Source organism: Sphingobacterium sp. NGMCC 1.201703 (assembly GCF_047784615.1).
Taxonomy (GTDB): domain Bacteria; phylum Bacteroidota; class Bacteroidia; order Sphingobacteriales; family Sphingobacteriaceae; genus Sphingobacterium.
The window spans coordinates 428,559-451,112 of record NZ_JBLOHD010000002.1; the positions used below are offsets into that span (position 1 = coordinate 428,559).

Sequence of the window (22,554 nt, forward strand, 5' to 3'; positions counted from 1 at the left end):
AATACCCAAGCTATTGCACATCATATCGCCCAATGGTAGCCAAAAAGACGAAAGATGAATCAGGCAATCGCAAACCGGATTACAATATCCCATAAGGCTGTTGTGATCAATCCGATTACAATACTAAAACCGATAACAAGATTAACCAATTTGGCATTGAGATGATATTGTTCGGCGACAATCCCGGAGGTAACCAGCGTAGGCATGGCGGCTTCGAAAATACTGATTCGCGCTACCGGTCCTTTTACTCCAAGTAACAGGGCAAATAACAGGACTAATAAGGGGGCTAAAATTAATTTATAGGTCATGGCTGTACTGATCTGCGCAAATTGTTGGCGCCAGCCCTCAAATTTCAACTGTAAACCGATAGAAAACAAGGCCAATGGTCCCACTGTAGCCACAAGCTTGTCAAAAAAAGGTTCAGCAGCGCTGAAATCAACAAACTGGCCTAACATCAATGCCAAAAGACAACCGATCAATGGCGGAAAAGTAAGTAATTTCCGGATCATAAATTTGGTGTCAATGGATTGTCCGTCCTGCAGATTTGCTTTAAGCGCATTGATGATACCGGCAGTGGATAATAAAATAAATGTCGTTTGGTCACAAATAATGGCAATCGGCAATTGCGCTTCGCCAAAATAAGCCATAACCAAAGGAAAGCCGATGAATGAGGTGTTGCTATACCCCGCAGCCAATTCCAGACTACTTCTCGAGCGCTGCTTATAGGACTTCCGCTTACAATACCATTCCATAAATAACCAACTGCCGGCCCAAACCAAAACCGCCGAAAAGATCGGAAATAATAGTTGTGACGACCATACAATCTTTGGAATATATTTAAAGGAAACTGCTGGAAGCGCAAAATAAAGTATCCAGGTATTGATGCCTTTATGTGCCTCACTGTGGATTAGCTTTGCCCTTCTTAACAGCATACCAGCAGCAATACAAAATACAATCATTATGAAGTTAACCATATTTTCCTTACAATTTTATACGACACAAAAATGCAATTGTATCCTTGGGAAAAACATGTATAAAGACATTATTTTTATGTATATTTAATACTATACAACTAAAGATCATGCGAAAGAGACAATTCGAACCATTATTGATCAGCGAATTTGTGGAAGACACATTTCACCTACCCATGCATGAGCAAAACTATTATGAGCTCGTTTATATACGCAGCGGGCAGGGAAAGCATGTCATCAATAAATTTGAATTGAATTATGAACGCGGTGATATTTTCCTAGTTAGCCCAGCAGACAAACATTATTTCAATATTCACGAAAAAACACATTTTCTATTTATTCTTTTTACCGACAGCTATTTTTCACAAAATCGTCGCCAGCAAAAAAACTATACCTGGATTATGGAGTTAATGAACGACAGAGGACTAAGAGAAAGCAAATTGCACATGACTGATCACGATCGTTTGATTTATTCTCATTTATTGGAAGCTGTACGATTATACTGCATTACCGCTGTCAACCAAACCTCGCCTTGGCTTTCTGATCAACTGGTTGCGATCTTCGGCCGTTACAAGGAAATATCGGAAACACAGCGTATACCAGAGCTGCATACACTCCACATAGACAGCTCTATCACGGCTTATATTCACCAACATATCTTTACGCCGGAGTATCTTCAGATAAAAACGATTGCCCAAAAATTTAATATATCCCCAACTTACTTTGGCATTTATTTCAAGAAACACTTTGGCAGTAGCCTGAGAGACTACATCAATATGTACCGCATTGAATTAATTGAACATCGGCTTAAGTCCACGGCATATACACTTAAACAGGTTGCCGAAGAGCTCGGCTTTGTTGATGAGAGCCACTTATCGCATTTTTACAAACGTGCAAAGGGCTACAGTCCCAAAGCCTATCGACAACGACAGGCACAATGATACCTTATTACCTTTTGCAGCCATACAACAAACAAAAGACATCCCCTATTATACGACATTTCAATTTTTAGGAGGCAGCACACTATAGAATTTAAGACCCTTTTCTTCAAACTGTTTATAGAGAATAATTAATACATCGTTTTTAAAAGAAGAGGCATTAGCCGCAAAATTCACCCAACAGAAAACGCTTAAATAAATCATTTCTTCACTGATGTCCTGTACACTGATACCACTATCTCTTTCCTTAACGAAATGTGGGCTCGTCGCCATTGCATCATTGATCCATTGTTTCGCCTGCTCAAGGTTTGCTTTCCGGTCAATATGCAGGACAAAACTTGTCTTACTATACTCTTGCGATAATGTCCAGTTGACAACCCTACCCGACAATAGGTCCCCGTTAGGAATAATCACATCCGCTCCGTCGGCGGTCTTCAGTACGCTCGCACGGATGCCGATCTCTTTCACCCGCCCTTTTTTATCAGCCAGTTCGATCTGGTCTCCCACACGAAACGGTTTATCAAAAACCAAGATAATTCCGGACACGAAGTTATTGATGATATTTTGCATACCCAGACCTATCCCCACACTCAATGCCCCAATGACTACGGTAAGTTTGTCCAGACTCATCCCTAAGGCTGAGATTGCCATAAAAAAGCCGATCAGGATAATTGCCAGACGGAACAACGGAAACAGCGTCATCTTTTGATTATAAGCCTGGCTTATTTGACCATCTTCGCCCCCCAGTACAATGAGACTGATGTTTTTTTGAAACCAATTCGCAACAAGCAATAGCAGTACCGCAACAACGAGATTACCTAAAGTAAAGGAGATACTACCGATGCTACGTACCTTTCCAAAAAATGTCTCGCTCAGTCTCAGTAAAGTCTCAATAAACTGTAGGTTATTTGCCAGCACAATAACAGCCAACAGGATACACACAATCCGAAGGACCTGGGTGATGATTGCCAGGGTTCGTTGTTCATTGAAACGCATCCAAAACCCAGCAACCAAGCGATCTTTTTTGAACTGGTTACGGACGTCTAATTTGATCATGTCAGCAAAATATTGCAGTGTAAACGACTGCACCAAACCTACGGCACACGCGATACTAAAACTCCGCGAGTGTTCCACATGTCCAATAACGTTCAAGGTAATGGCAGTAATATTTAAAATGGCAAATACCACATAGATAAAATTGCTGATATATCCCGGACTTTCTGGGTTATTAATCCGCCGCTTGGTATAACTGACCAAACCCAGTGCGATTAGATTAAAGCCAATACAGATAACACGCAAAAACAGGTCATCACTCACAATCATATTGACAAAGACATCCAATAGATAAAAGATGATCAGAATAAGCGCGATCTTACGTTGCTGTCCAGTCATTTTATGTCTTAGCAAATACATAAAGATCAACATGATCAGCAGTTGGGAGGCCTGTAAGATGAAAGTCGGTGTAAAGAAATTAACAAAAGGCAGTAGGGTGAATAAGAAAATAACAGTTTTCCCAACAATGACATCAATGGCGAGCTTATTGGACGGATCATTTTGCTTCAGGACATAGGCTACCCGTACAATCCAATACGAATAAGCCAGTCCCAGCACAATCAACAAAATCCGGCTCGCCCAATCCGTACGATTGACATATTTGTCGATGGATTTATTATTGCTATAGTTACTGCGTATATTATCTAAAATAACATCTTTTGAAATACTTGTTGTATTCGCTTTCCAAATCGAACTTTTGCCAGTTGCAGCATCAGACTTCTTAGGCGTAGTTTTTGTCTCAGTAACGAGATCCAATCGATTGAGGTGACGCTGATTCTTCACGATCAGTTCATCGATTGTCCGATTGATCATTTCAAGCGAATCCATCTTGGAGGACAACTTTAGCCCGGCACTGCTCAGGTATTGATAAGCCCTCGCGTGATTATTGGCACTGATATCATAATGATTAACAATATTACGGATCTGATCTTGCGTGCTACTTAAACTGTTGGAATAATTCGCAATACTCCCTTTAATTGACTTAAGCTGCCTAATCTCATCAGAAATCGCATTTTTTATCAGCGCAACAGAATCTTTTGCCGAATTGGCGCTTGTCGTAGCATAAGAATTGGATTTTTCATTTAACTGTGCGACAAACTCCGCCATAGAGGCGGTACGGATATTGGACAAAAATGTCAAATTCACCTTCCGTATGTCATTACGCAATGAATCGTTCCCCGTTCTGGTCGAGTCTATACCAGTTCTTCTATTTAAGCCGGTATGCGACATTGACCTGTCGGTATTTGCCCCTCTCCTTATCTGAACCGAGTCTTGCCCCATAGCATACAAATGCACTGACAATAGACCGATTACAAAAACAATGAAATACTTCATGCTGCTTAATTTCATACCCGCAATGTGTTAATCTCTTTCAATAATAAGCTTTGCCCAGCGCAAAATGTAGTGTCGCGGGAGCGAACGAATTATTTTTCCGACAAAAATAACTTATCTCAGCCTAAAATCGTATAGCATCCGATAATTTAAGTTCCTCCAGACGCTTGACTTTATCGTCACGGTAAAACAGATTCATGGTCTCAAAGGGGATCAATTTTAGATCTTTGTTGACAATATGTACGCAGGACTTTTTGACTGCACGCACATCGAAATCATAGGCGTCCATAAAATTCATAATTATGATACGGAAAAGATTATCATAATCTAATTCAGGAGCACACACATCGGGTAGGCAGCAAAGCAATTGATTGACTTTTGGTTTTACTTTATCCACCGAAATACCGGTACTAAAAATATCGAGCAGCTGCATCTGAACACCGGTATCCTGCTCATAAACAATGGTATTACGCGACTGATTGTTCAAGAGTACCGCTGGGTCAATATGCCTGGTTAGCGGAATCCTTTCATCGCCAATCTTAAGCACATAGCCCATGGCCAGCGCATCTGGATTACAGGGAACCGGAATGATATCATGTGGATTCAACAGTGAATATTGGTTCAGGATTTCCTGCCTGACTTCGGTCAGCGTCATTTTGTGCTGCTGGGCATCCGCCGCATTTCTACCGGCAATTTCTACGGGCTGGAACGTCACCCCACGTACACAACGCTGGCTTAAAGCAAAGTCCAGTATTGCTCCGATCTCATCATCGTTGGTTCCTTTTTCCAGCACTACCACAAGCGTAGTACTTAGATTTAGCGCATTGAGTTTTTCAATCGCTTTTTTCCGTACATCCGTTAGATCCTTCCCTCTAAATTTCTCCAGCACGGACGGACGGAAAGAATCAAATTGGAGATAAATTTCAAATTCTGGCGCGTAGGTGGCCAATTGTTCAGCAAATCCAGGGTCATTCGCAATGCGGATACCGTTGGTATTCAGCATGAGATGTTTAATCGGTTTTGTTTTGGCGATGTCCAGAATCTTAAAAAACTCAGGGTGAATGGTAGGTTCTCCCCCACTGATCTGAACCACATCCGGCTCCCCTTCATTTTCGACAATCTTATCAAACATACGTTCGATTTCTTCCAGTGAACGGTGCCTTCCATAATGCGGTGAAGACATCGCGTAGCAGGTCGGGCAGGTCAGATTACAGCGGTCGGTCACTTCAACGATCGAAAGACAGCTATGCTGTTCGTGATCGACACATAAACCACAATCATAGGGACAGCCAAAATGAACTTCCTTATCAAATTTCAAAGGTGTCTCAGAAGCTTTGTTATAATTCCGGATATTTTTATAATATTCAACGTCCGTCGCTATCAGCGTCTTGAAAAAACCATGATCAGGGCAATTCTTGGTCATAAAAACCTGTTCATCTTCGATGATAATTTTCGCTCCAACACGGGAAAGACAAGTTGGACACAGACTAATGGTATAATCGTAATAAGTGTAATTTCTGACTGGCATATATTTTATCCTTGTTAACTTAATGCTATTCCGCAAGCGATCCCACCTGCTATCATCGCTCCAATACCACCCAATAGCACTTTAAGCCAAGGATTAACATTAAATGTAGAGGCTTTATTATTGGATTTCATAATCGAACCAATGAGGATGACCAAAAGCGCTATCCCGATAACTATAGCTCCTCCAAACAGTAAAAACAAGCCCAAAAAAGCTGTGTTTTCCGAACCAAATGATCCTTCGAGTAAATACATAATTTAGACCTTCCTTTCTATATGCGTATTGTTCAATAAATAAATATAATAAATTATCACGACAAGACAGGTAATTTGTATGGTACTCATCCCCAATAGAATTATTGCTCTTGGCTTGATAAAATCCAATAAAAAGCGAAAACTGAAATAGCTGAACATAAAAAATTGAAAGAGTAAGCCATTTTGGAATATAAATTTCCATTTAAACCACTGCAGGGAAATAAATAATAAGATCAAAAACGCTATTTCATACAAAGCAACCGGATGTCTGCGATAGGCATCACCGAGGTACATCCCAAAGGGGCAATCGGTGGGTAAGCCGTAGGTCTGCTCAAATACCCCGGTATAAAAACAACCTATCCGCCCGATCATAATGGCAACAATCAGCGGAAAGACCATACGATCGCCGGTGCTCTCTTTCTTGCCCATCATTTTTTTCATCAGTTCTACTCCAACCAACCCGCCAGCCAAGCCCCCCACAATCGTATTATTCAACCAGATATAACGCCATTTACTGACTGCACCCATTAGTTCCTCCGGACGTTCAAGTGATCCGATTACATGCGATCCGATTAGGGCTCCTATAGCTGCAGCAATCACTATTAAAAGTGAGTTTGTATGACCTAAGCTCTCCTGGTCTTTCCATTTTAACAGCTGATAATAACGCATGCCCATAAACATTCCCAAACCTTCCATAAATGGATGCAGGAGAAAAGTCTTACCAAACAAATCAATGGTGACCGGAAATTCGATTGCAATTAGCATAAGCAAGTATACAAAAGACAATTCAGATATCTATAGCCAAAAAAGCAAAAGCCGGTTCACAATTGAACCGGCTTTATATCCTCCATTTGTACAGCAGCCTATAATTGGTCGCTGTAAACAAATCTGATTTCTTCCCTCAAATTATAACGGGAGGCCATTACCTCACCATATGCGCCTGCGGAACGGATAGCAATCAAATCACCACGTTTTGAAACTGGCAAAGGCACTTCCTTTCCAAAACAATCCGAAGATTCGCAGATTGGCCCTACTACATCATAGTTTAAGGCTTCTGTCGCTGTACCTTCACTGATATTCTCCATTTTATGATAAGCCTGATACAAAGCTGGGCGCATCAATTCAGTCATTCCCGCATCCAGGACCAAAAAATTTTTCTTGACACCGTTTTTGACATATAACACACGGCTGACCAGACTACCACATTGAGCAACTAAAGCCCGCCCCAATTCAAAGTGAACTTCCTGATGGGATTTACGCTCAAGGAAACGGTCAAAAATATCAAAATAGGCCTCAAAATCCGGAATCGGGTTGCCATCTGGATTTTTATAATCTATCCCAAGTCCGCCACCTACGTTCAAAACACGAATCTGTGTTCCGCGTTCCTCAAACCAATTTTTCCACTCATTAACTTTTACACACAGGCTTTTGAATACCGTCATGTCTGTAATCTGGGATCCTACGTGGAAATGTAAACCTACCAATTCTATAAAATCACATTTCTTGAGAACAGCTGCACATTTCTCCAGATCCGCATTCGGAATTCCAAATTTGTTCTCGTCAAGTCCTGTGGTAATATAATGGTGTGTATGCGCATCCACATTGGGGTTAATACGTAGTGCCACATTGGCCTTTACCCCTTGCTTTGACGCCAATTCATTTATGACTTCAAGCTCCTGAATAGATTCTACGTTGAACGCAAAAATATTTTGCTCCAATGCGTAGTTGATCTCCTTATCCGATTTTCCAACCCCCGCAAAGGTAATATGCTGTGGTTCAAAACCACATTCGATCGCCTTTTTCACCTCATTTCCACTCACACAGTCCGCACCAAAACCGATCTGGCGGATCGCTTTTAACAACACATCGTTAAAATTGGCTTTCAATGCATAATGAACATGGAATCCTCTTTTATGGGAAGCCGCATAAGCTGCTTCCAAGGTTTTGTTTAACACGGCCAGGTCGTAGTAATAAAACGGCGTTTCTTTTTCTGCAAATTTTGCCGCTATAGCTGTATTTATCATATAAAACCTTCCTTCTTAAAATAAACGATTATGCAATGAACGTAAAGCCTCTGTTTTATGATCTGAATTCAAAAGAATGGATACATTAAAATCTGAACCACCATAAGAAATCATGCGAACCGGCAAATGTTTTACAGCATCAAGCACGCGTGCTGCATAACCATGGCTGTTCAAACCGAAGTCACCAACCACACATACAATTGTCTGATCGCCGTCTACAGTAACAGAACCAAAGTCCTCCACTTCTTTAATGATATCCGCTAAGTTCGTTGTATCATCGATCGTTAATGAAACGGCAACTTCCGAAGTCGTAATCATATCAATCGGTGTTTTATAACGTTCGAAAATCTCAAAAACACGACGTAGGAAACCGTAGGCAAGCAACATCCGTGATGAATGAATATGGATGGCGGTAATGCCATCTTTCGCTGCAATAGCTCTTATACATCCCTTTTGTGCTCCATCCTTACTGATCAAAGTTCCTTTGGCATTCGGTTCCATGGTATTTAGCAAACGTACCGGTACATTATATTTTTGTGCCGGAAATACCGATTGTGGATGCAATATCTTCGCGCCAAAATAAGCTAATTCAGCAGCCTCGTCGAAACTAAGGTGTGCGATCGGTGTCGTACCTTTAACGACACGCGGGTCATTGTTATGCATCCCATCAATATCTGTCCAGATCTGCACCTCTTCGGCGCGGATAGCTGCTCCGATCAATGAAGCGGTATAGTCCGATCCGCCACGGCGCAGGTTATCAATTTCACCAAATGAATTTCTACAGATAAATCCTTGCGTGATAAACAGGGTATTTTGGGGATGTTGTGCCAAAATCGCCGTCAATTTTTCACCGATATATTCCACCATTGGCTCATTGTCCTCATCGATTTTCATAAAATCCAATGCAGGTAGCAAGACAGATTGTATTCCGATTTCGTTGAGGTAAAAATGCCATAATGCGGTAGACATCAATTCACCTTGCGCTAAAATAATTTTTTCTTCAATCGGCGTAAACAGCTCATTTGCCAAGCTTGAAATCAGGTTAAAATGATAGTCGATTAATTCCTTGCCGTTTTTATATCCGGTTTCAGTATTAAAAAGTTCCTTAATAAGGTCTTCGTACTTATCCTTGTGCTTCTTGATCAAATCCTTAGCCTCGTCCTTCTTACCTGCTGTGTAAGCCTGACCTATTTCCACCAAAGCATTTGTCGTTCCAGCTACCGCGGACAACACAACGATCTGACGTTCCGAAGGGTTTACAATATCCAACAACCCTTTGATACGTACTGCACTTCCTACTGAAGTACCACCAAATTTTAAAACTTTCATACTAAAGTTACAATTATTAAATTTCTGTGCGCCAATATAGGCAATTCATGAATGTATTTTAAAAAAAAATGCGGCACAAAATCATGAAAGTTTTGTGCCGCATATATTTATTCTATGCGGAAGAACTACTTCTTCAAATTTTCGATCAGTAAACCGGCCAATTCTTCGCCGATTCTTTCCTGTGCTTCATTTGTCGCTGCACCGATATGTGGTGTCAACGAAATCTTTGGATGTTTTAAAATTTCCTCACGTGGAGTCGGTTCGTTGTCGAAAACATCTAAACCAGCAAATGCAACTTTGCCGGCATCCAATGCCTTAACCAGCTCCAATTCATCAATAACACCACCTCTGGAAGCGTTCACCAAGCCAACACCATCTTTCAATAATGGGAACTCGGCAGCACCGATTGCCGGTTTATCCAAGAATGGCACATGTAAGGAAATAAAATCTGAAACTTTCAACAAGTCATTCATTTGAACCTGTTTGATCGGAACCTCTACTTGGATACCTCCAGAAAGATCAATCGTTAAACCTTTCGGACCGTCAAATAGATCCGTATAAACGACATCCATTCCCAGTCCGATTGCGATTTTAGCAACTTCACGGCCGATACGGCCAAAACCAACGATACCAATTGTCTTACCGCGAAGCTCAGTTCCAGCACCATAGGCTTTTTTCAACGCGCCAAACTTCGTATTTCCGTCAACAGGCATCTTCCGGTTGGCATCGTATAAAAAGCGTACACCATTCAAAAGATGCGCAAAAACCAATTCAGCTACGGATAAAGAAGATGCAGCTGGTGTATTCACAACAGCAATACCTTTTGATCGCGCGTATTCAACATCAATATTATCCATTCCTACACCACCGCGACCGATTACTTTCAAATTCGGACAGCCATCGATCAATGCCTGGCGAACTTTAGTTGCACTTCGTACAGTAATCGCATCATAAGCAGGCAGCTTTTCAGCCAACTCATCCTGAGGTATATGGTTTGTATCTACAGTATGACCGGCATCTTCCAACATTTTCTTTCCTAGTGGATCGATACCGTCATTTGCTAATATTTTCATCCTTTATAATTATTTATGGCTACAAGTTTCTCATTGTATAATGCATCCCTGAAAGCCGGTTTAATTGTTAAGTGATAAAACGACCTTTGTTACTGATCAAAATTGGATCTCCACGAAACGGTCAATTTCATCTGCATATTTAATCGATTAGACTATTTGTGTGTATCTTCAAATTCCTTCATGGCATCTATCAAAGCATTGACGCTGCTCAATGGCAAAGCATTGTAAATCGACGCTCTAAAACCACCTACCGAACGGTGTCCTTTGATACCAATCAGATTACGTTCTTTCGCTAAAGCTAGGAACTCCGCTTCCAGTTCAGGTGTATCCATCACAAAAGTCACATTCATACGCGAACGATCCTCCACAGCAGCAGTACCTTTAAATAAAGGATTGCGATCAATCTCATCATATAGTGCACGAGCTTTAATAATATTTTCCTGTTCCAAAACAGCAACACCACCTTTTGCTTTTAACCAACGTAGATTTAACATCGAAACAAAGATGGAGTATACCGGCGGTGTATTGTACATGGAGCCACCATTGATGTGCAACTGATAATCTAACATCGAAGGCAGTACACGACCCGATTTACCCAAAATATCATCCTTCACAATAGCCAGTGTCACACCAGCAGGCCCCATATTTTTTTGTGCTCCGGCATAGATTAAATCGTAATCTGCAACATTGATCTCACGGGAAAAAATATCGGAAGACATATCCACGACTACTGGTAAATCTGTAGCTGGCTTTTCAAAAACTTCAGTACCATAAATCGTATTATTCGAAGTATAGTGAAAATAAGCAGCATCGGAAGGGATTGAATATCCTTTTGGTATATAAGAATAGTTTTTGTCTATCGACGAAGCTACAACATCTACTGAACCAAATTTCTTTGCTTCTTTTAAGGCTTTTGTTGCCCAAACACCTGTATCCAAATACGCAGCTTTACCGCCTTCAGGTAAAAGGTTGAGTGGTGCCATTGCAAATTGAAGACTTGCCCCGCCTTGCAAGAAAAGAATCGAATATCCTTGTGGTACGGCTAATAATTCTCTTACTAACTGAGTCGCCTCATCGATCACTGCTTCAAACTCTTTGGAACGGTGAGAGATCTCTAAAATTGATAAACCTGTGTTGTTAAAATCAATTACAGCTTCTGAGGCTTGTTGAAATACTTCCTTTGGCAGAATACATGGACCTGCTCCAAAATTATGTTTCATTGATGTTATAGTTTGTTGGATTGCCCGTTTTGAACCCTAGTGGAGCAATCTGTTGTTTTAAAAACCAAAGGTAAAATAAAATTATATATTTTTCAACTATTCTGTTTTTTTATTGAAAATTTACAAAATTCTGAATCATTTCAATAAAAATATTACACAAGTCAATCCCCGTTGGTTATTAAAGTAATCAAAGAAGAAGCACTTTCCATGCCATATCTAATTGATTATCTTGCAAATACTCCTTCGCCTTTAACTGAAGGTGGACATTACGGGAGGATTGATCCCCGATAAAGGCGTTTAACAATTCGTAAATTTCCGGCATCGTTGTAATCACATCCACCTCCATTGCTGTTGGTAATCGGTCTATCAGAGCCAGTTTAATTTTATCGTCTGTACTCAAGACGGTGGAGTCTTTTACAAAAGGCGGAAGTTGATCGTAGTCCATAAAAAAAGCAGAAATTTTAGTCAAATTTCTGCTTAATATCTTAAAAAAGAAAATTCTTATAATTTTTCGATGATCCGATCAGCAAATTCGCTGGTTTTCACCAAGGTGGCATCGTCCATCAGGTTATAAAAATCGACGGTGACTGTTTTTGCAATGATGGTCTCCCCAAGTGCCCGCACAATTGCCGCTGCGGCTTCTGCCCAGCCCAAGTATTCAAACATCATGACACCACTCAGGATCACGGATGAAGGATTCATGGTATCTGTATTCGCAAATCGGGGTGCCGTACCATGGGTTGCTTCGAAAACGGCATAACCAGTTTTAAAATTGATATTGGCTCCCGGAGCGATACCTATCCCACCCACCATCGCTGCCAATGCATCAGAGATATAATCCCCATTTAGGTTTAAGGTGGCGACCACCGAAAAGTCACGCGGGTTAAGCAGGATCTGTTGTAAGAAATTATCCGCAATAATGTCCTTAATTAAAATTTTACCAGCAGCGAGCGCATCTTTTTGTTCCTGATTGGCAGTAGCTTCACCTTTCTCGGCTTTGGTTCGCTCCCATTGCCCCCAGGTATAGGTTTTGTCCGCAAATTCGGTTTCTGCAACCTCGAAACCCCAAATTTTGAAAGCCCCTTCTGTGTATTTCATAATATTTCCCTTATGCACAATCGTGACCGAGGGTAATGCATAATGGATAGCATGTTCTATAGCTGCACGAACAAGACGTTTGGACCCCTCTTCAGAAACCAATTTGACCCCCACGCCCGTAGTACTCGAAAAATTGTAGTCTATATCAAGCTCATCGTGCAGAAAATCCTGTAGTTTATTGGATTCGGCACTCCCGGCCTGAAACTCGATACCAGCATAGATATCTTCGGTATTTTCGCGAAAGATAACCATATCCACATATTCAGGATGTTTGACCGGAGAGGGTACCCCCTCAAACCATCTTGTCGGCCGCTGGCAGACATACAGATCCAGGTCCTTGCGTAGGGCCACATTCAATGAACGTATGCCGCCCCCAACAGGTGTGGTCAAAGGGCCTTTTATTCCTACCAAATATTCGCGCAATATATCCAGTGTAGCTCGGGGCAACCACTCACCGGTTTCATTAAATGCTTTCTCCCCCGCCAAAACTTCCTTCCAGTTGATTTTTCGCTGCCCATGATAAGTCTTTTCCACAGCTTTATCAAAAACACGCACGGCTGCATGCCATAGATCGGGACCTATACCATCACCTATGATAAAAGGAATTGTTGGGGAATCCGGAACCTGTAAGGTTCCATTGTTGGACATTGTAATCTTATTTGACATAAATCTGTGTTTTGTGCGGATAACAACTATCCTTTATTAAACATATTTCCAATCTCTTTGCTAATCTTGCGGAATATCGGAGCTGCTTCAACATCTTCATATTCGTCGATGTGCGCGTTCTCTATCCTACTAGGAAACACCAAAACAAGGTTTTCGTTTGCATAGATACCCTCTAATTTTTTCGCCACACCATCCAGCGAATCGCGGTATGAAACCTCTCCATTTCGCGCAGATACAAAAATAAACATGGAATCCTCTTCTTTAAACGCTTTTAACCCCTGTAGATTATCCCAGTCATCGAAATGTTTAAAAGCAACCGGCACGGAGTTCTTAATTTCGATAAGATGTGCTTCAATAGCAGCTGCAGAGCGCGTATCTACCACAAAAGAGATCGGAACGGACAATTCCTGCGCCAGTTTAATAACCTTCTCCAGCCAGTATTCAAAACCAAACTCAGCTTCACACATCGGTGGTGCAAATACCACAATGGACTTATTGGAAATAAAAGGCTTTTTAAAGTGGCAGAGCATCACATTGGCAGAGGTTCTATTGAGTATACTTTCCGTTTTTTCGCCGACAAATTTATCCATAAAGTTCGCCGCACTTGGCCAACCAAGCACAATACAATTTGCAGAAACCTCCTTTGCTGACCGGGCCACGCCACTGGCAATGTTTAAATCGATCGTTGCACTGATATTCACATTGGTCTCTGAGCCAGAAGCGTAACGCACCATACTATCCAGATTTTTGCGTGCTTTGCTCATATTCAGCTGAGCCTGCTCATTATCTTTTACCACGGATACGATATTCACAGGATAGGTACACTTTTTACTCTTGATATAGGTAGAGAAGTCAAGAATAGGTTCCATATTGTCCATATTGGCAATAGAAATCAATATATTTTCATCTTTCTCCTTGACCACATCGATATGTTCTTCATCCTGTTCACCATCCATAACCACTTTTCTGGAAGCATTCCCTGTCACAATGGTTGCGACAATACAGGTTACCAGGATCAATAAAATCGTACCGTTCAAGACATTTTCGTCAATGATCCCATTTTTATACCCGACCATAATTACAGCCAGGGTTGCGGCAGCATGGGCACTGCTCAACCCAAAAATCAGGTTACGTTGCCCGCGGCTGTACTTAAATATTTTCTGTGTCAACCAGGCTGCCACATATTTTCCCACTATTGCGACGATGGTCAAGGTACCCGCAATAATTAATGCCTGGGGACCTTTTAAAATGACACTTACATCCACAATCATACCTACTGAGATAAGGAAAAATGGAATAAAAATAGCATTTCCGATAAACTCGATACGATTCATCAATGCCGATGAATGTGGAATCAATTTATTCAGTGCCAGACCAGCCACAAAGGCTCCGATAATAGGTTCCAATCCCGCAATTTCCGCAAGAAAGGCTGCGAAAAATACCACGGACAGTACAAAAATATAATTCGATGTCTTTTCGCTTCCGAGCCGCTCAAAAAACCACTTTGCTATCCGCGGAATAATACCGAACATAATGAAGAGGAATATGGCAAAGGAAATCCCTAAGGTGACCCAAAATTCATTTCCGATATTACCTTGTGAAACTCCTGTAATAACAGCTAATATAATCAGCACCGCCGTATCGGTCAGGATCGTCCCCCCAATCGTAATTGCCACTGCCTCCATCTTGGAAATACCATAACTGTTCACAATGGGATAAGACACCAACGTATGCGTAGCAAACATACTCGATATCAAAAGACTCGCCAGGACATCATAACCCAACAAGAAATGACAAACGGGATAACCTATACTTATGGGTACAATAAATGTAAAAAAACCAAACAGTAAACTTTTGTTCTTGGTCTTTTTAAACTCATTCATATCCAATTCCAGACCGGCTATAAACATGATATACAAAAGTCCGATGGTGGAAAACAAATTAATTGCTGAGTTCTTCTCCAGCCAATTTAATCCATGCGGTCCAATAATAACACCAGATATAATCAAACCGATAATGCCCGGCACCTTAATCGGCCGGAGGACAATAGGGGAAAGTAGGATAATAAAGAGTACCAGCGAAAAAATAAGTACGGGATTCTGTAAAGGCGCTTCGAAAGCGTGGGAAATATGCTCAAAAGTTTTATTCATATGTGCTCGTATGCTATCGGTAAAATATGTCCGCTTATTTTTCGTCACTCAGCGAAAAACAGCTAACAGCTCTAAAAATACGATTTTTCCAGCAAAACGCGGCTTAAAAAAGGGCTTACTTAAAAGAAATTGCTTTTATCGGACTAATCTTAGTGATCAACATTGAAGGAATAAACAAGGAAACCATCCCTATAAATACCACAGCAAGATTAACTAAAATAACGTCAGACCAGTAGAGTTTTACAGCCACATAGGAGATATAGTAGGTCTGCTCATCCAGTTTGAAAAAATGGGTATAATCCTGAAGAAAATAAAAGCTCAAGCCGATCAGGTTTCCGATCAGCAAGCCAAGACCGATGAGGTACAGTGCGCTATACATAAATACCCGCCGTATACCCGCATTATGGTAACCTAAAGCTTTCAAAATACCAATCATGGATGTCCGCTCAAGGATGGTAATCAGTAAAGCTGAAATCATATTGATAATCGCTACTACAGTCATCAATACAAAAATAATTTTGGTATTCATATCCAACAGATCCAACCATTGGAAAATGTCAGGCACCTGATCTTTGATATTGATTGCCTGCATATCAATGGGTAACATGTCTTCTATTTTACGGGTTGTCTCCTGCAGCTGGCTGAAATTCTTGATTCGGATCTCATAGCCACCGACCTCATTGTCATCCAGATTGCTTAATTTCCGAATGACATTCAAAGATCCAATGACATAAACTTTATCAAGTTCCTCGGACCCCGTATTAAAAATTCCCTTAATGACAAACTTGCGCTTACGGATTGGCTCCTGAACGAAATACATAATAAAGTCATCCCCCACTTTCAATAATAGGCGATCTGCCAGATATTTTGAAATTAGTATCTGATTATCTTTATTTTCAGATTTAAAGTCTATGGTATTCCCTTCAAGCAGCATATTTTTTATGGGCTGCTGATCGTACAGCGAATCAATTCCTTTTAAAACCACACCTTCCACTTCGTCATTCACATTGATAATCCCCGCTTTTGTTGCAAATGGATTAATGGAATACACTTCCGGATCTGCCAATATAGCTTTATGAAGTTGGGGTGTCAGGGCGATAGGTGAATTTTCATACGATTTATTGAGATCATAACGCAGGACCAATACATCCGCAAAAAAGCCGCGTTGTTTGCTAATGATCTCCCCCTTAAATCCCCGCAGAACCGCAATAGATATGATGATGGCAGCGATGGCTAACGCAATTGCACCTATCGTAACGCGGACGATCAACTTGGAGAAAGTCCGTTTACCTGAGAATGCTATTCGATTTGCTAAAAAATAAGGAAAATTCAAGCTTTCAATATATTTATGTAACTTCGCAAAGTTATAAAAATTTGTTATTTACAAAACTTTAATAGCAAATTATTAGCGCTTTCGCAGATGATTTTTATCATCCCAATGATTTATTTGATTTTAAGGAATTTACAAAACACAGACCTCTTATGCGTATTATTTTCATGGGCACCCCTGACTTTGCTGTTGCTTCCCTTGAAGCGCTCATTCAATCTGGCGAGCAAGTCGTTGCTGTAGTCACCGTACCGGATAAGCCAGCGGGTCGTGGGCAAAAAATACATGAATCCGCCGTTAAAATATATGCAGCACAACATCATATTCCGGTTCTCCAGCCGGTCAAACTCCGGGATGAGGCCTTTCTAGCTGAGCTCAAAAGTTATCAAGCGGACCTTCAGGTCGTAGTAGCATTCCGTATGCTACCTGAAGTTGTCTGGAATATGCCAAGATACGGCACTATTAATGTCCATGCCTCCTTACTCCCTCAATACCGGGGGGCGGCTCCGATCAATCATGCGATTATGAACGGTGAGCAGGAATCTGGGGTAACCACCTTTTTGTTGCAGCATGAAATCGATACGGGAAATATATTACTCGCCGAAAAAGTTGCCATTAGTGATACGGATACTGCCGGAGACCTTCACGACAATTTGATGCATGCTGGAGCTAACACATTACTTCGCACCCTAGAGGAGTTGAAAGCGGGGAATCTGCAACCTAAAAGTCAAGACGACATCGCGCCAAACGAGCCGTTGAAACATGCACCAAAAATTTTTAAAGAAGATTGCAAGATCAATTGGGACCAACCCACAAACGTTGTTTATAACTTTATACGCGGACTTAGCCCCTATCCAACGGCGTTCACGCTATTAAATGATAAAGTACTAAAAATATACAAGACAGAAAAAGAGCAAAGAGCTACTGATGCTGCTCCGGGAACGATAGAGACGGACCAAAAAAACTATTTAAAGTTTGCAACACAGGATGGCTATATCAGTGTAACGGAACTTCAATTGGAAGGCAAGAAAAAGATGAATATAGTAGACTTTTTAAAAGGCTATAGATTCTAATTTTTTTCATCGCCACCATCGTAATATTGCAACAAGTCACCAGGCTGGCAGTCTAGCGCCTTACATATTGCTTCAAGTGTATCTAATCGCAGTGCCTTAGCCTTTTGATTTTTTATGATTGAAAGATTAGAAAGGGTGATCCCCACACTGTCGCTCAATTGGTTAAGCGACATTTTTTTTTCTTTCATTATTTTATCCAAATGAATTAAGATTGGCATATTATAATTTTTATTCCTTTAAATTTATTTGCTGTCTCTTGTAAAACAAAACATATATCTTTTTGTTTTATCATAAAATTATCATTTTAAAATAAATTCGAAGAATACGTTTTACGTAACATATCTGATATCATTAGATAAATTACTTGAGAATATAAAAAAATAAAATTTGTTAGCGCTTTAAATATCAATCAGTTGAATATTACGACCACAATTGAGGAAGAAAAACAATTTTAAATGGAATAGTTTTTGATAATGTAAAATGAAGGTTCGCAAAAGCATAACTCATTATAGATGAGAGGTTAGATAATCCATTTTCCATTAATAATTCAAAAATTTTTCGTATTTTCGCAAACATTTCTTAGAGAGGAGAATTAATAAAAATTAATGAGACAGCTCAAAATTACACAATCTATCACCAATCGTGAGTCCCAGTCTTTGGACAAATACTTACACGAAATTGGTAAAGTAGACTTAATTACAGCAGAAGAAGAAGTAGAATTAGCACAGCGCATCCGCGAAGGCGACCAAGTTGCCTTGGAAAAATTGACTAAAACCAACCTTCGTTTCGTAGTATCAGTAGCAAAACAATATCAAAATCAAGGATTGACCTTAGGTGATTTAATCAATGAAGGCAACCTGGGCTTAATTAAAGCGGCTAAACGTTTTGACGAAACTAAGGGTTTTAAATTTATTTCTTATGCCGTTTGGTGGATTCGCCAATCTATTCTTCAAGCAATTGCTGAACAATCACGTATCGTACGTCTGCCATTGAACCAAGTAGGTTCTTTAAGCAAAATCAGTAAAGCTTTCTCAAAACTAGAACAAGAATACGAGCGGGAACCATCTCCAGAAGAATTGGCAGATATCCTTGAAACTACAGTTGACAAAGTTTCGGATACTTTAAGTAATTCTGGACGTCATGTATCTATGGATGCACCTTTTGTCCAAGGTGAAGAAAATACACTCTTGGATGTATTGGAAAACCATGATCCAGATACCGATAGTTCTCTAATTGATGAATCTCTATCAGAAGAAATCAAGCGATCATTGGCAACTTTAACAGAAAGAGAACGCGAAATTATTGTTCTTTTCTTTGGATTAGGATCCAACCACCAACTGTCGCTCGAAGAAATCGGTGAGAAATTCAATTTGACACGTGAACGCGTGCGTCAAATTAAAGACAAAGCTCTTCAACGTTTGAGACACACTTCTAGAAGCAAAATCTTAAAATCTTATTTAGGTTAAAAAGATATTTATTGAAATTTTTGGTAATCCCAATCAGAGATGATTGGGATTTTTTGTTTGCAATAAGGGCTGTTTACCTTTAGCAAACAGCCCTAGCCCACATTGATAGCTGATCAATGCGCTTTGCTATTTTGTATCCGGCATTAAGATAAATTCGAAAAGCCGGTCTTTCTTCAGATACTTCGCAGCAACGTCCTGTACCGATTTAGGCGTAACTTTATTCAAGTTTTCCATCCGACGGGTATATCTGTTGATATCCAATTCGTTTTGATAAGAACTGGAAATATAATTCAACCAATAGCCATTTTCACGCAAGCTTAGTTCATTCTGTCTTTTTTGTTCGGCCACAAATTTTTCAATATCCACTTTGTCCGCCCCCTGATCCTGAATCTTTTTCACCTCATCCAGCGCAGAACTAATCAATGGATCAGCTTTATCAACTGCTGAGCCAAAACCGACTGAAAACGAATAGCGTGCCTTAGGTAATTTACTGAAGCTAGCCCGGGCACCGACACCATAAACACCGCCTTCTTTTTCACGCAAACGTTCGAGCAATTTGATCGTCAATATACTTTCTAAAGCTTCCATATTGACATTTTCGCTTTCGCTGTAACTGTAATCTCCATAGTAGGCCAACTGGGTGCTTGCTTTTTCCTCCTTGCCTTTGTGAACAACCACACGCTGTCCTTTAGTCGGCTCCAGAATATTCAAATCTTTGTAATTTTCTCCGCGTTTGATCGCAGGCAGGGAAGCAAGATAAGTTTCAATAAAGGGTTTAATCTGTGCTTCATCAAATGATCCTACAATAGTAAATACAAAATCAGAGGCATCTGCAAATCGCTCTTTATAAATTGCCAGCGCGCGCTCACGGTCAATTTTTGAAAGTGTTTCCACAGTAGTGTTTTGTCTGCGGATATTATTCCCATAGAGCACTTCCTTCACTTTATCCGAAAAAACATTATTTGGGTTGCTTAATCTATTTTCCAACGACCCTTTTGCTCTTGTCATCGTGCTTTGGAAAACATCGATATCCAAACGGGGTTCCGTAAAATAGCCATAAATTAATTCAAAAGCGTTTTTCAGGCCCTCTTTGTCCGTACTTCCCGAAATACCCTCATAGCGTTCAGAAATATAGGGTGAAATTGAGACTTCTTTTCCAGCAAGGTATTTTGTCAGCTCCACATTGTTCATTTGCCCAACTCCGCTCGCATCGACCAATGAGGATGCATTCGAAGCTGAGAAATAGTCAGTGTCGGCATAAAGCGAAGTTCCTCCAGGACTATAAGCCATAATCTGGATTTCGTCGTTTTTAAAGTCCGTAGGTTTTAAAATCACCTTCACGCCATTGCTCAATACCAATTCTTTTGCCTGAACAGCACTAATATCCTTTGAAGACAGGATCGTTCCCTTAGTAGGTTCTTTGGAAAGCAAAGGAAGATTAGAAACCTTGTCCTCGTAAGCAGACACCGGACTATCTTCGACGGCTTTTACCCATCCCAAAACGGTTTGTTCTGTAGGTAGGTTTGCCTTTTCCTTTTCTGGCCCCATAATCAAGATATCACGATTTAAATCGGTATAATATTTCTTGATCAGACCATTCACTTCTTCCAGTTTCAAGGTTGGCAACAACTGTTTCGTTAGGCGATAAGATGCTTCATTGCTCAAAGCCGGTTCATTGTCGATAAAATAGTTCAGATACCGATTGACATAGTTATCCGATTTTTTCTTATCCCGTTCGATATAAGCTGTTTCATTTCCCTTCTTCATATCAGCAAGCGCACGATCCAGTTCTGTCTGCGTAAAACCGTATTTTTGGATACGTTCAAATTCCGTCAACATGGCCTTAAATCCAGACTCCAGTTCACCTGGCTTAGGTACAACCAATAAAGAGAAGGTATTTAAATTAGAGACAAAATCACCAATGCTACCACCGGCTTGCATAAAAGGTGGATTCGGCTGCTGCATCAGCTCAGAGAAACGACCAGCAATCATCTGGTTGAAAATATTTTTGAGTAGTTCATTACGGTAGTCTCCTACAGTCACGACCTTGTCTTTTTCATTTTTGATCAAGATCTGTGCGACGGTATAAGGTAACTCTGGATCCGAAATCGTCAAAAATTGATTCTTATTCAATAAATCAACCCGATACTCTTTGCGTGGCAGCACCTTTTTCGGCATTGTCATGTCCGAAAATAACACTTTCACTTTTTCCTCAATTACTTTGGGATCAATATCACCTACAACAATAAGCGCCTGTAAATCCGGGCGGTACCAATCCTGATGAAATTTACGTATTTCAGTATAGGGAAAGGTTTTTAAAATTTCTTCGGTACCAATAGGCAGACGTTTTGAATAAAGGGAGCCGTTAAGCAGCATTGGGAAATACTGATCTTGCAGACGTTGTTGTACCCCTCTTCCACCGCGCTTCTCTTCCAAGATAACACCACGTTCTTTGTCAATTTCCTCACCATCCAATAGCGCATCCTGTGCCCAATCACGCATGACCTGTAATCCATTTTTCAGTAATTCCGGATCATCGGATGGAATAGGTAATTGATAGACCGTCTGATCAAAGCTCGTGTAGGCATTCAGATCCGAACCAAATCTTACACCAGCTTTCTGAAGGTAATTGACAAGTTCGTTTTTTGGAAAATGCTTCAAGCCATTAAAGTTCATGTGCTCCAAAAAGTGCGCCAGTCCCAACTGCTTTTCGTTTTCTAGGATTGACCCCGCCTTCATACCCAAATACATAGTAACTCGCCCCTTAGGCTCGGTGTTTTTGCGGATAAAATATGTAAATCCATTTTTCAGTTTACCGGTGACAACTTCATTGTCGAAAGGTAACTTTTGATTTAAGGCCAAACTATCCTGCGATAGAATAGCCCTGGCATGTGCTGTTAAAGTAGTGGGCATTTTTGCCTCTACGCCGTAAAATGTAGCCGGAAGCAAAAAGGCTAATGCAAGTGGTTTAATGAATTTCATACAAATGAATCTCTTTTTTTTAGTCGGTTATTTTTTGCTAATTGTTTATATTAGGGTAAACGGAACTGGAGAC

Annotated in this window: 18 protein-coding genes; 3 read left to right on the forward strand and 15 right to left on the reverse strand. The window is 40.5% G+C overall.

Annotation, left to right across the window (positions count from 1 at the left end; all coding sequences use genetic code 11):
- Positions 1 to 59 precede the first annotated feature (59 nt).
- Positions 60 to 974 carry an AEC family transporter gene (locus ACK8HY_RS07125; RefSeq protein WP_077432699.1) on the reverse strand — a complete coding sequence of 305 codons (915 nt, stop codon included), beginning with the start codon at positions 972 to 974 and terminating at the stop codon, positions 60 to 62.
- A gap of 107 nt (positions 975 to 1,081) precedes the next feature.
- Here ACK8HY_RS07125 and ACK8HY_RS07130 point away from each other — a divergent pair, with 107 nt between their 5' ends.
- Positions 1,082 to 1,912 carry an AraC family transcriptional regulator gene (locus ACK8HY_RS07130; RefSeq protein WP_077432698.1) on the forward strand — a complete coding sequence of 277 codons (831 nt, stop codon included), beginning with the start codon at positions 1,082 to 1,084 and terminating at the stop codon, positions 1,910 to 1,912.
- Positions 1,913 to 1,972: 60 nt separating this feature from the next.
- Here the strand turns inward: ACK8HY_RS07130 and ACK8HY_RS07135 are convergent, their stop codons facing one another.
- The 12 genes from ACK8HY_RS07135 to ACK8HY_RS07190 all read right to left on the reverse strand — a co-directional run bounded on the left by ACK8HY_RS07135 (position 1,973) and on the right by ACK8HY_RS07190 (position 16,966).
- Positions 1,973 to 4,297 carry a mechanosensitive ion channel family protein gene (locus tag ACK8HY_RS07135; protein WP_416133219.1) on the reverse strand — a complete coding sequence of 775 codons (2,325 nt, stop codon included), beginning with the start codon at positions 4,295 to 4,297 and terminating at the stop codon, positions 1,973 to 1,975.
- Positions 4,298 to 4,418: 121 nt separating this feature from the next.
- On the reverse strand, positions 4,419 to 5,822 hold the full coding sequence (locus ACK8HY_RS07140; protein WP_416133220.1) for a radical SAM protein: 1,404 nt from the start codon (positions 5,820 to 5,822) through the stop codon (positions 4,419 to 4,421).
- A gap of 14 nt (positions 5,823 to 5,836) precedes the next feature.
- Positions 5,837 to 6,073 carry a hypothetical protein gene (locus ACK8HY_RS07145; RefSeq protein WP_077432695.1) on the reverse strand — a complete coding sequence of 79 codons (237 nt, stop codon included), beginning with the start codon at positions 6,071 to 6,073 and terminating at the stop codon, positions 5,837 to 5,839.
- A 3-nt stretch (positions 6,074 to 6,076) separates the two neighbouring features.
- Positions 6,077 to 6,838 (reverse strand): prolipoprotein diacylglyceryl transferase, encoded by a 762-nt coding sequence (locus ACK8HY_RS07150; protein WP_416133221.1) that lies wholly within the window; start codon positions 6,836 to 6,838, stop codon positions 6,077 to 6,079.
- A 98-nt stretch (positions 6,839 to 6,936) separates the two neighbouring features.
- On the reverse strand, positions 6,937 to 8,097 hold the full coding sequence (lysA, locus tag ACK8HY_RS07155) for a diaminopimelate decarboxylase (RefSeq protein WP_077432693.1): 1,161 nt from the start codon (positions 8,095 to 8,097) through the stop codon (positions 6,937 to 6,939).
- A 15-nt stretch (positions 8,098 to 8,112) separates the two neighbouring features.
- Positions 8,113 to 9,426, reverse strand: a complete 1,314-nt coding sequence (locus ACK8HY_RS07160; protein ID WP_077432692.1) for an aspartate kinase — start codon at positions 9,424 to 9,426, stop codon at positions 8,113 to 8,115.
- Between the two features lie 125 nt (positions 9,427 to 9,551).
- The gene (locus ACK8HY_RS07165) at positions 9,552 to 10,499 is read right to left on the reverse strand and encodes a D-2-hydroxyacid dehydrogenase (protein WP_077432691.1); all 948 of its coding nucleotides are present in this window, start codon (positions 10,497 to 10,499) and stop codon (positions 9,552 to 9,554) included.
- Between the two features lie 152 nt (positions 10,500 to 10,651).
- Positions 10,652 to 11,719 carry a 3-phosphoserine/phosphohydroxythreonine transaminase gene (gene serC, locus ACK8HY_RS07170; protein WP_077432690.1) on the reverse strand — a complete coding sequence of 356 codons (1,068 nt, stop codon included), beginning with the start codon at positions 11,717 to 11,719 and terminating at the stop codon, positions 10,652 to 10,654.
- 187 nt (positions 11,720 to 11,906) lie between these two features.
- On the reverse strand, positions 11,907 to 12,164 hold the full coding sequence (locus ACK8HY_RS07175) for a hypothetical protein (protein ID WP_077432689.1): 258 nt from the start codon (positions 12,162 to 12,164) through the stop codon (positions 11,907 to 11,909).
- 56 nt (positions 12,165 to 12,220) lie between these two features.
- On the reverse strand, positions 12,221 to 13,483 hold the full coding sequence (gene icd / locus ACK8HY_RS07180; RefSeq protein WP_416133222.1) for an NADP-dependent isocitrate dehydrogenase: 1,263 nt from the start codon (positions 13,481 to 13,483) through the stop codon (positions 12,221 to 12,223).
- A gap of 26 nt (positions 13,484 to 13,509) precedes the next feature.
- Positions 13,510 to 15,633 carry a cation:proton antiporter gene (locus tag ACK8HY_RS07185; RefSeq protein WP_077432687.1) on the reverse strand — a complete coding sequence of 708 codons (2,124 nt, stop codon included), beginning with the start codon at positions 15,631 to 15,633 and terminating at the stop codon, positions 13,510 to 13,512.
- Positions 15,634 to 15,748: 115 nt separating this feature from the next.
- Positions 15,749 to 16,966 carry an ABC transporter permease gene (locus ACK8HY_RS07190; protein ID WP_077432686.1) on the reverse strand — a complete coding sequence of 406 codons (1,218 nt, stop codon included), beginning with the start codon at positions 16,964 to 16,966 and terminating at the stop codon, positions 15,749 to 15,751.
- A gap of 149 nt (positions 16,967 to 17,115) precedes the next feature.
- On the opposite strand from ACK8HY_RS07190, the gene fmt reads away from it, so the two are divergent.
- Positions 17,116 to 18,033 (forward strand): methionyl-tRNA formyltransferase, encoded by a 918-nt coding sequence (fmt, locus tag ACK8HY_RS07195; protein WP_416133223.1) that lies wholly within the window; start codon positions 17,116 to 17,118, stop codon positions 18,031 to 18,033.
- On the opposite strand, the gene ACK8HY_RS07200 is transcribed toward fmt, so the two are convergent.
- Positions 18,030 to 18,251, reverse strand: a complete 222-nt coding sequence (locus ACK8HY_RS07200; protein WP_077432684.1) for a helix-turn-helix domain-containing protein — start codon at positions 18,249 to 18,251, stop codon at positions 18,030 to 18,032. The two genes, fmt and ACK8HY_RS07200, sit on opposite strands and share 4 nt — an antisense overlap.
- A 387-nt stretch (positions 18,252 to 18,638) precedes the next feature.
- Between ACK8HY_RS07200 and ACK8HY_RS07205 the strand changes: the two genes are divergently transcribed.
- Positions 18,639 to 19,499, forward strand: coding sequence for a sigma-70 family RNA polymerase sigma factor (locus tag ACK8HY_RS07205; RefSeq protein WP_028068906.1), 861 nt, complete (start codon positions 18,639 to 18,641; stop codon positions 19,497 to 19,499).
- A gap of 126 nt (positions 19,500 to 19,625) precedes the next feature.
- On the opposite strand, the gene ACK8HY_RS07210 is transcribed toward ACK8HY_RS07205, so the two are convergent.
- A complete protein-coding gene (locus ACK8HY_RS07210) occupies positions 19,626 to 22,481 on the reverse strand; it encodes a M16 family metallopeptidase (RefSeq protein ID WP_416133224.1) in 2,856 nt (951 codons plus the stop codon).
- Positions 22,482 to 22,554: the final 73 nt, after the last annotated feature.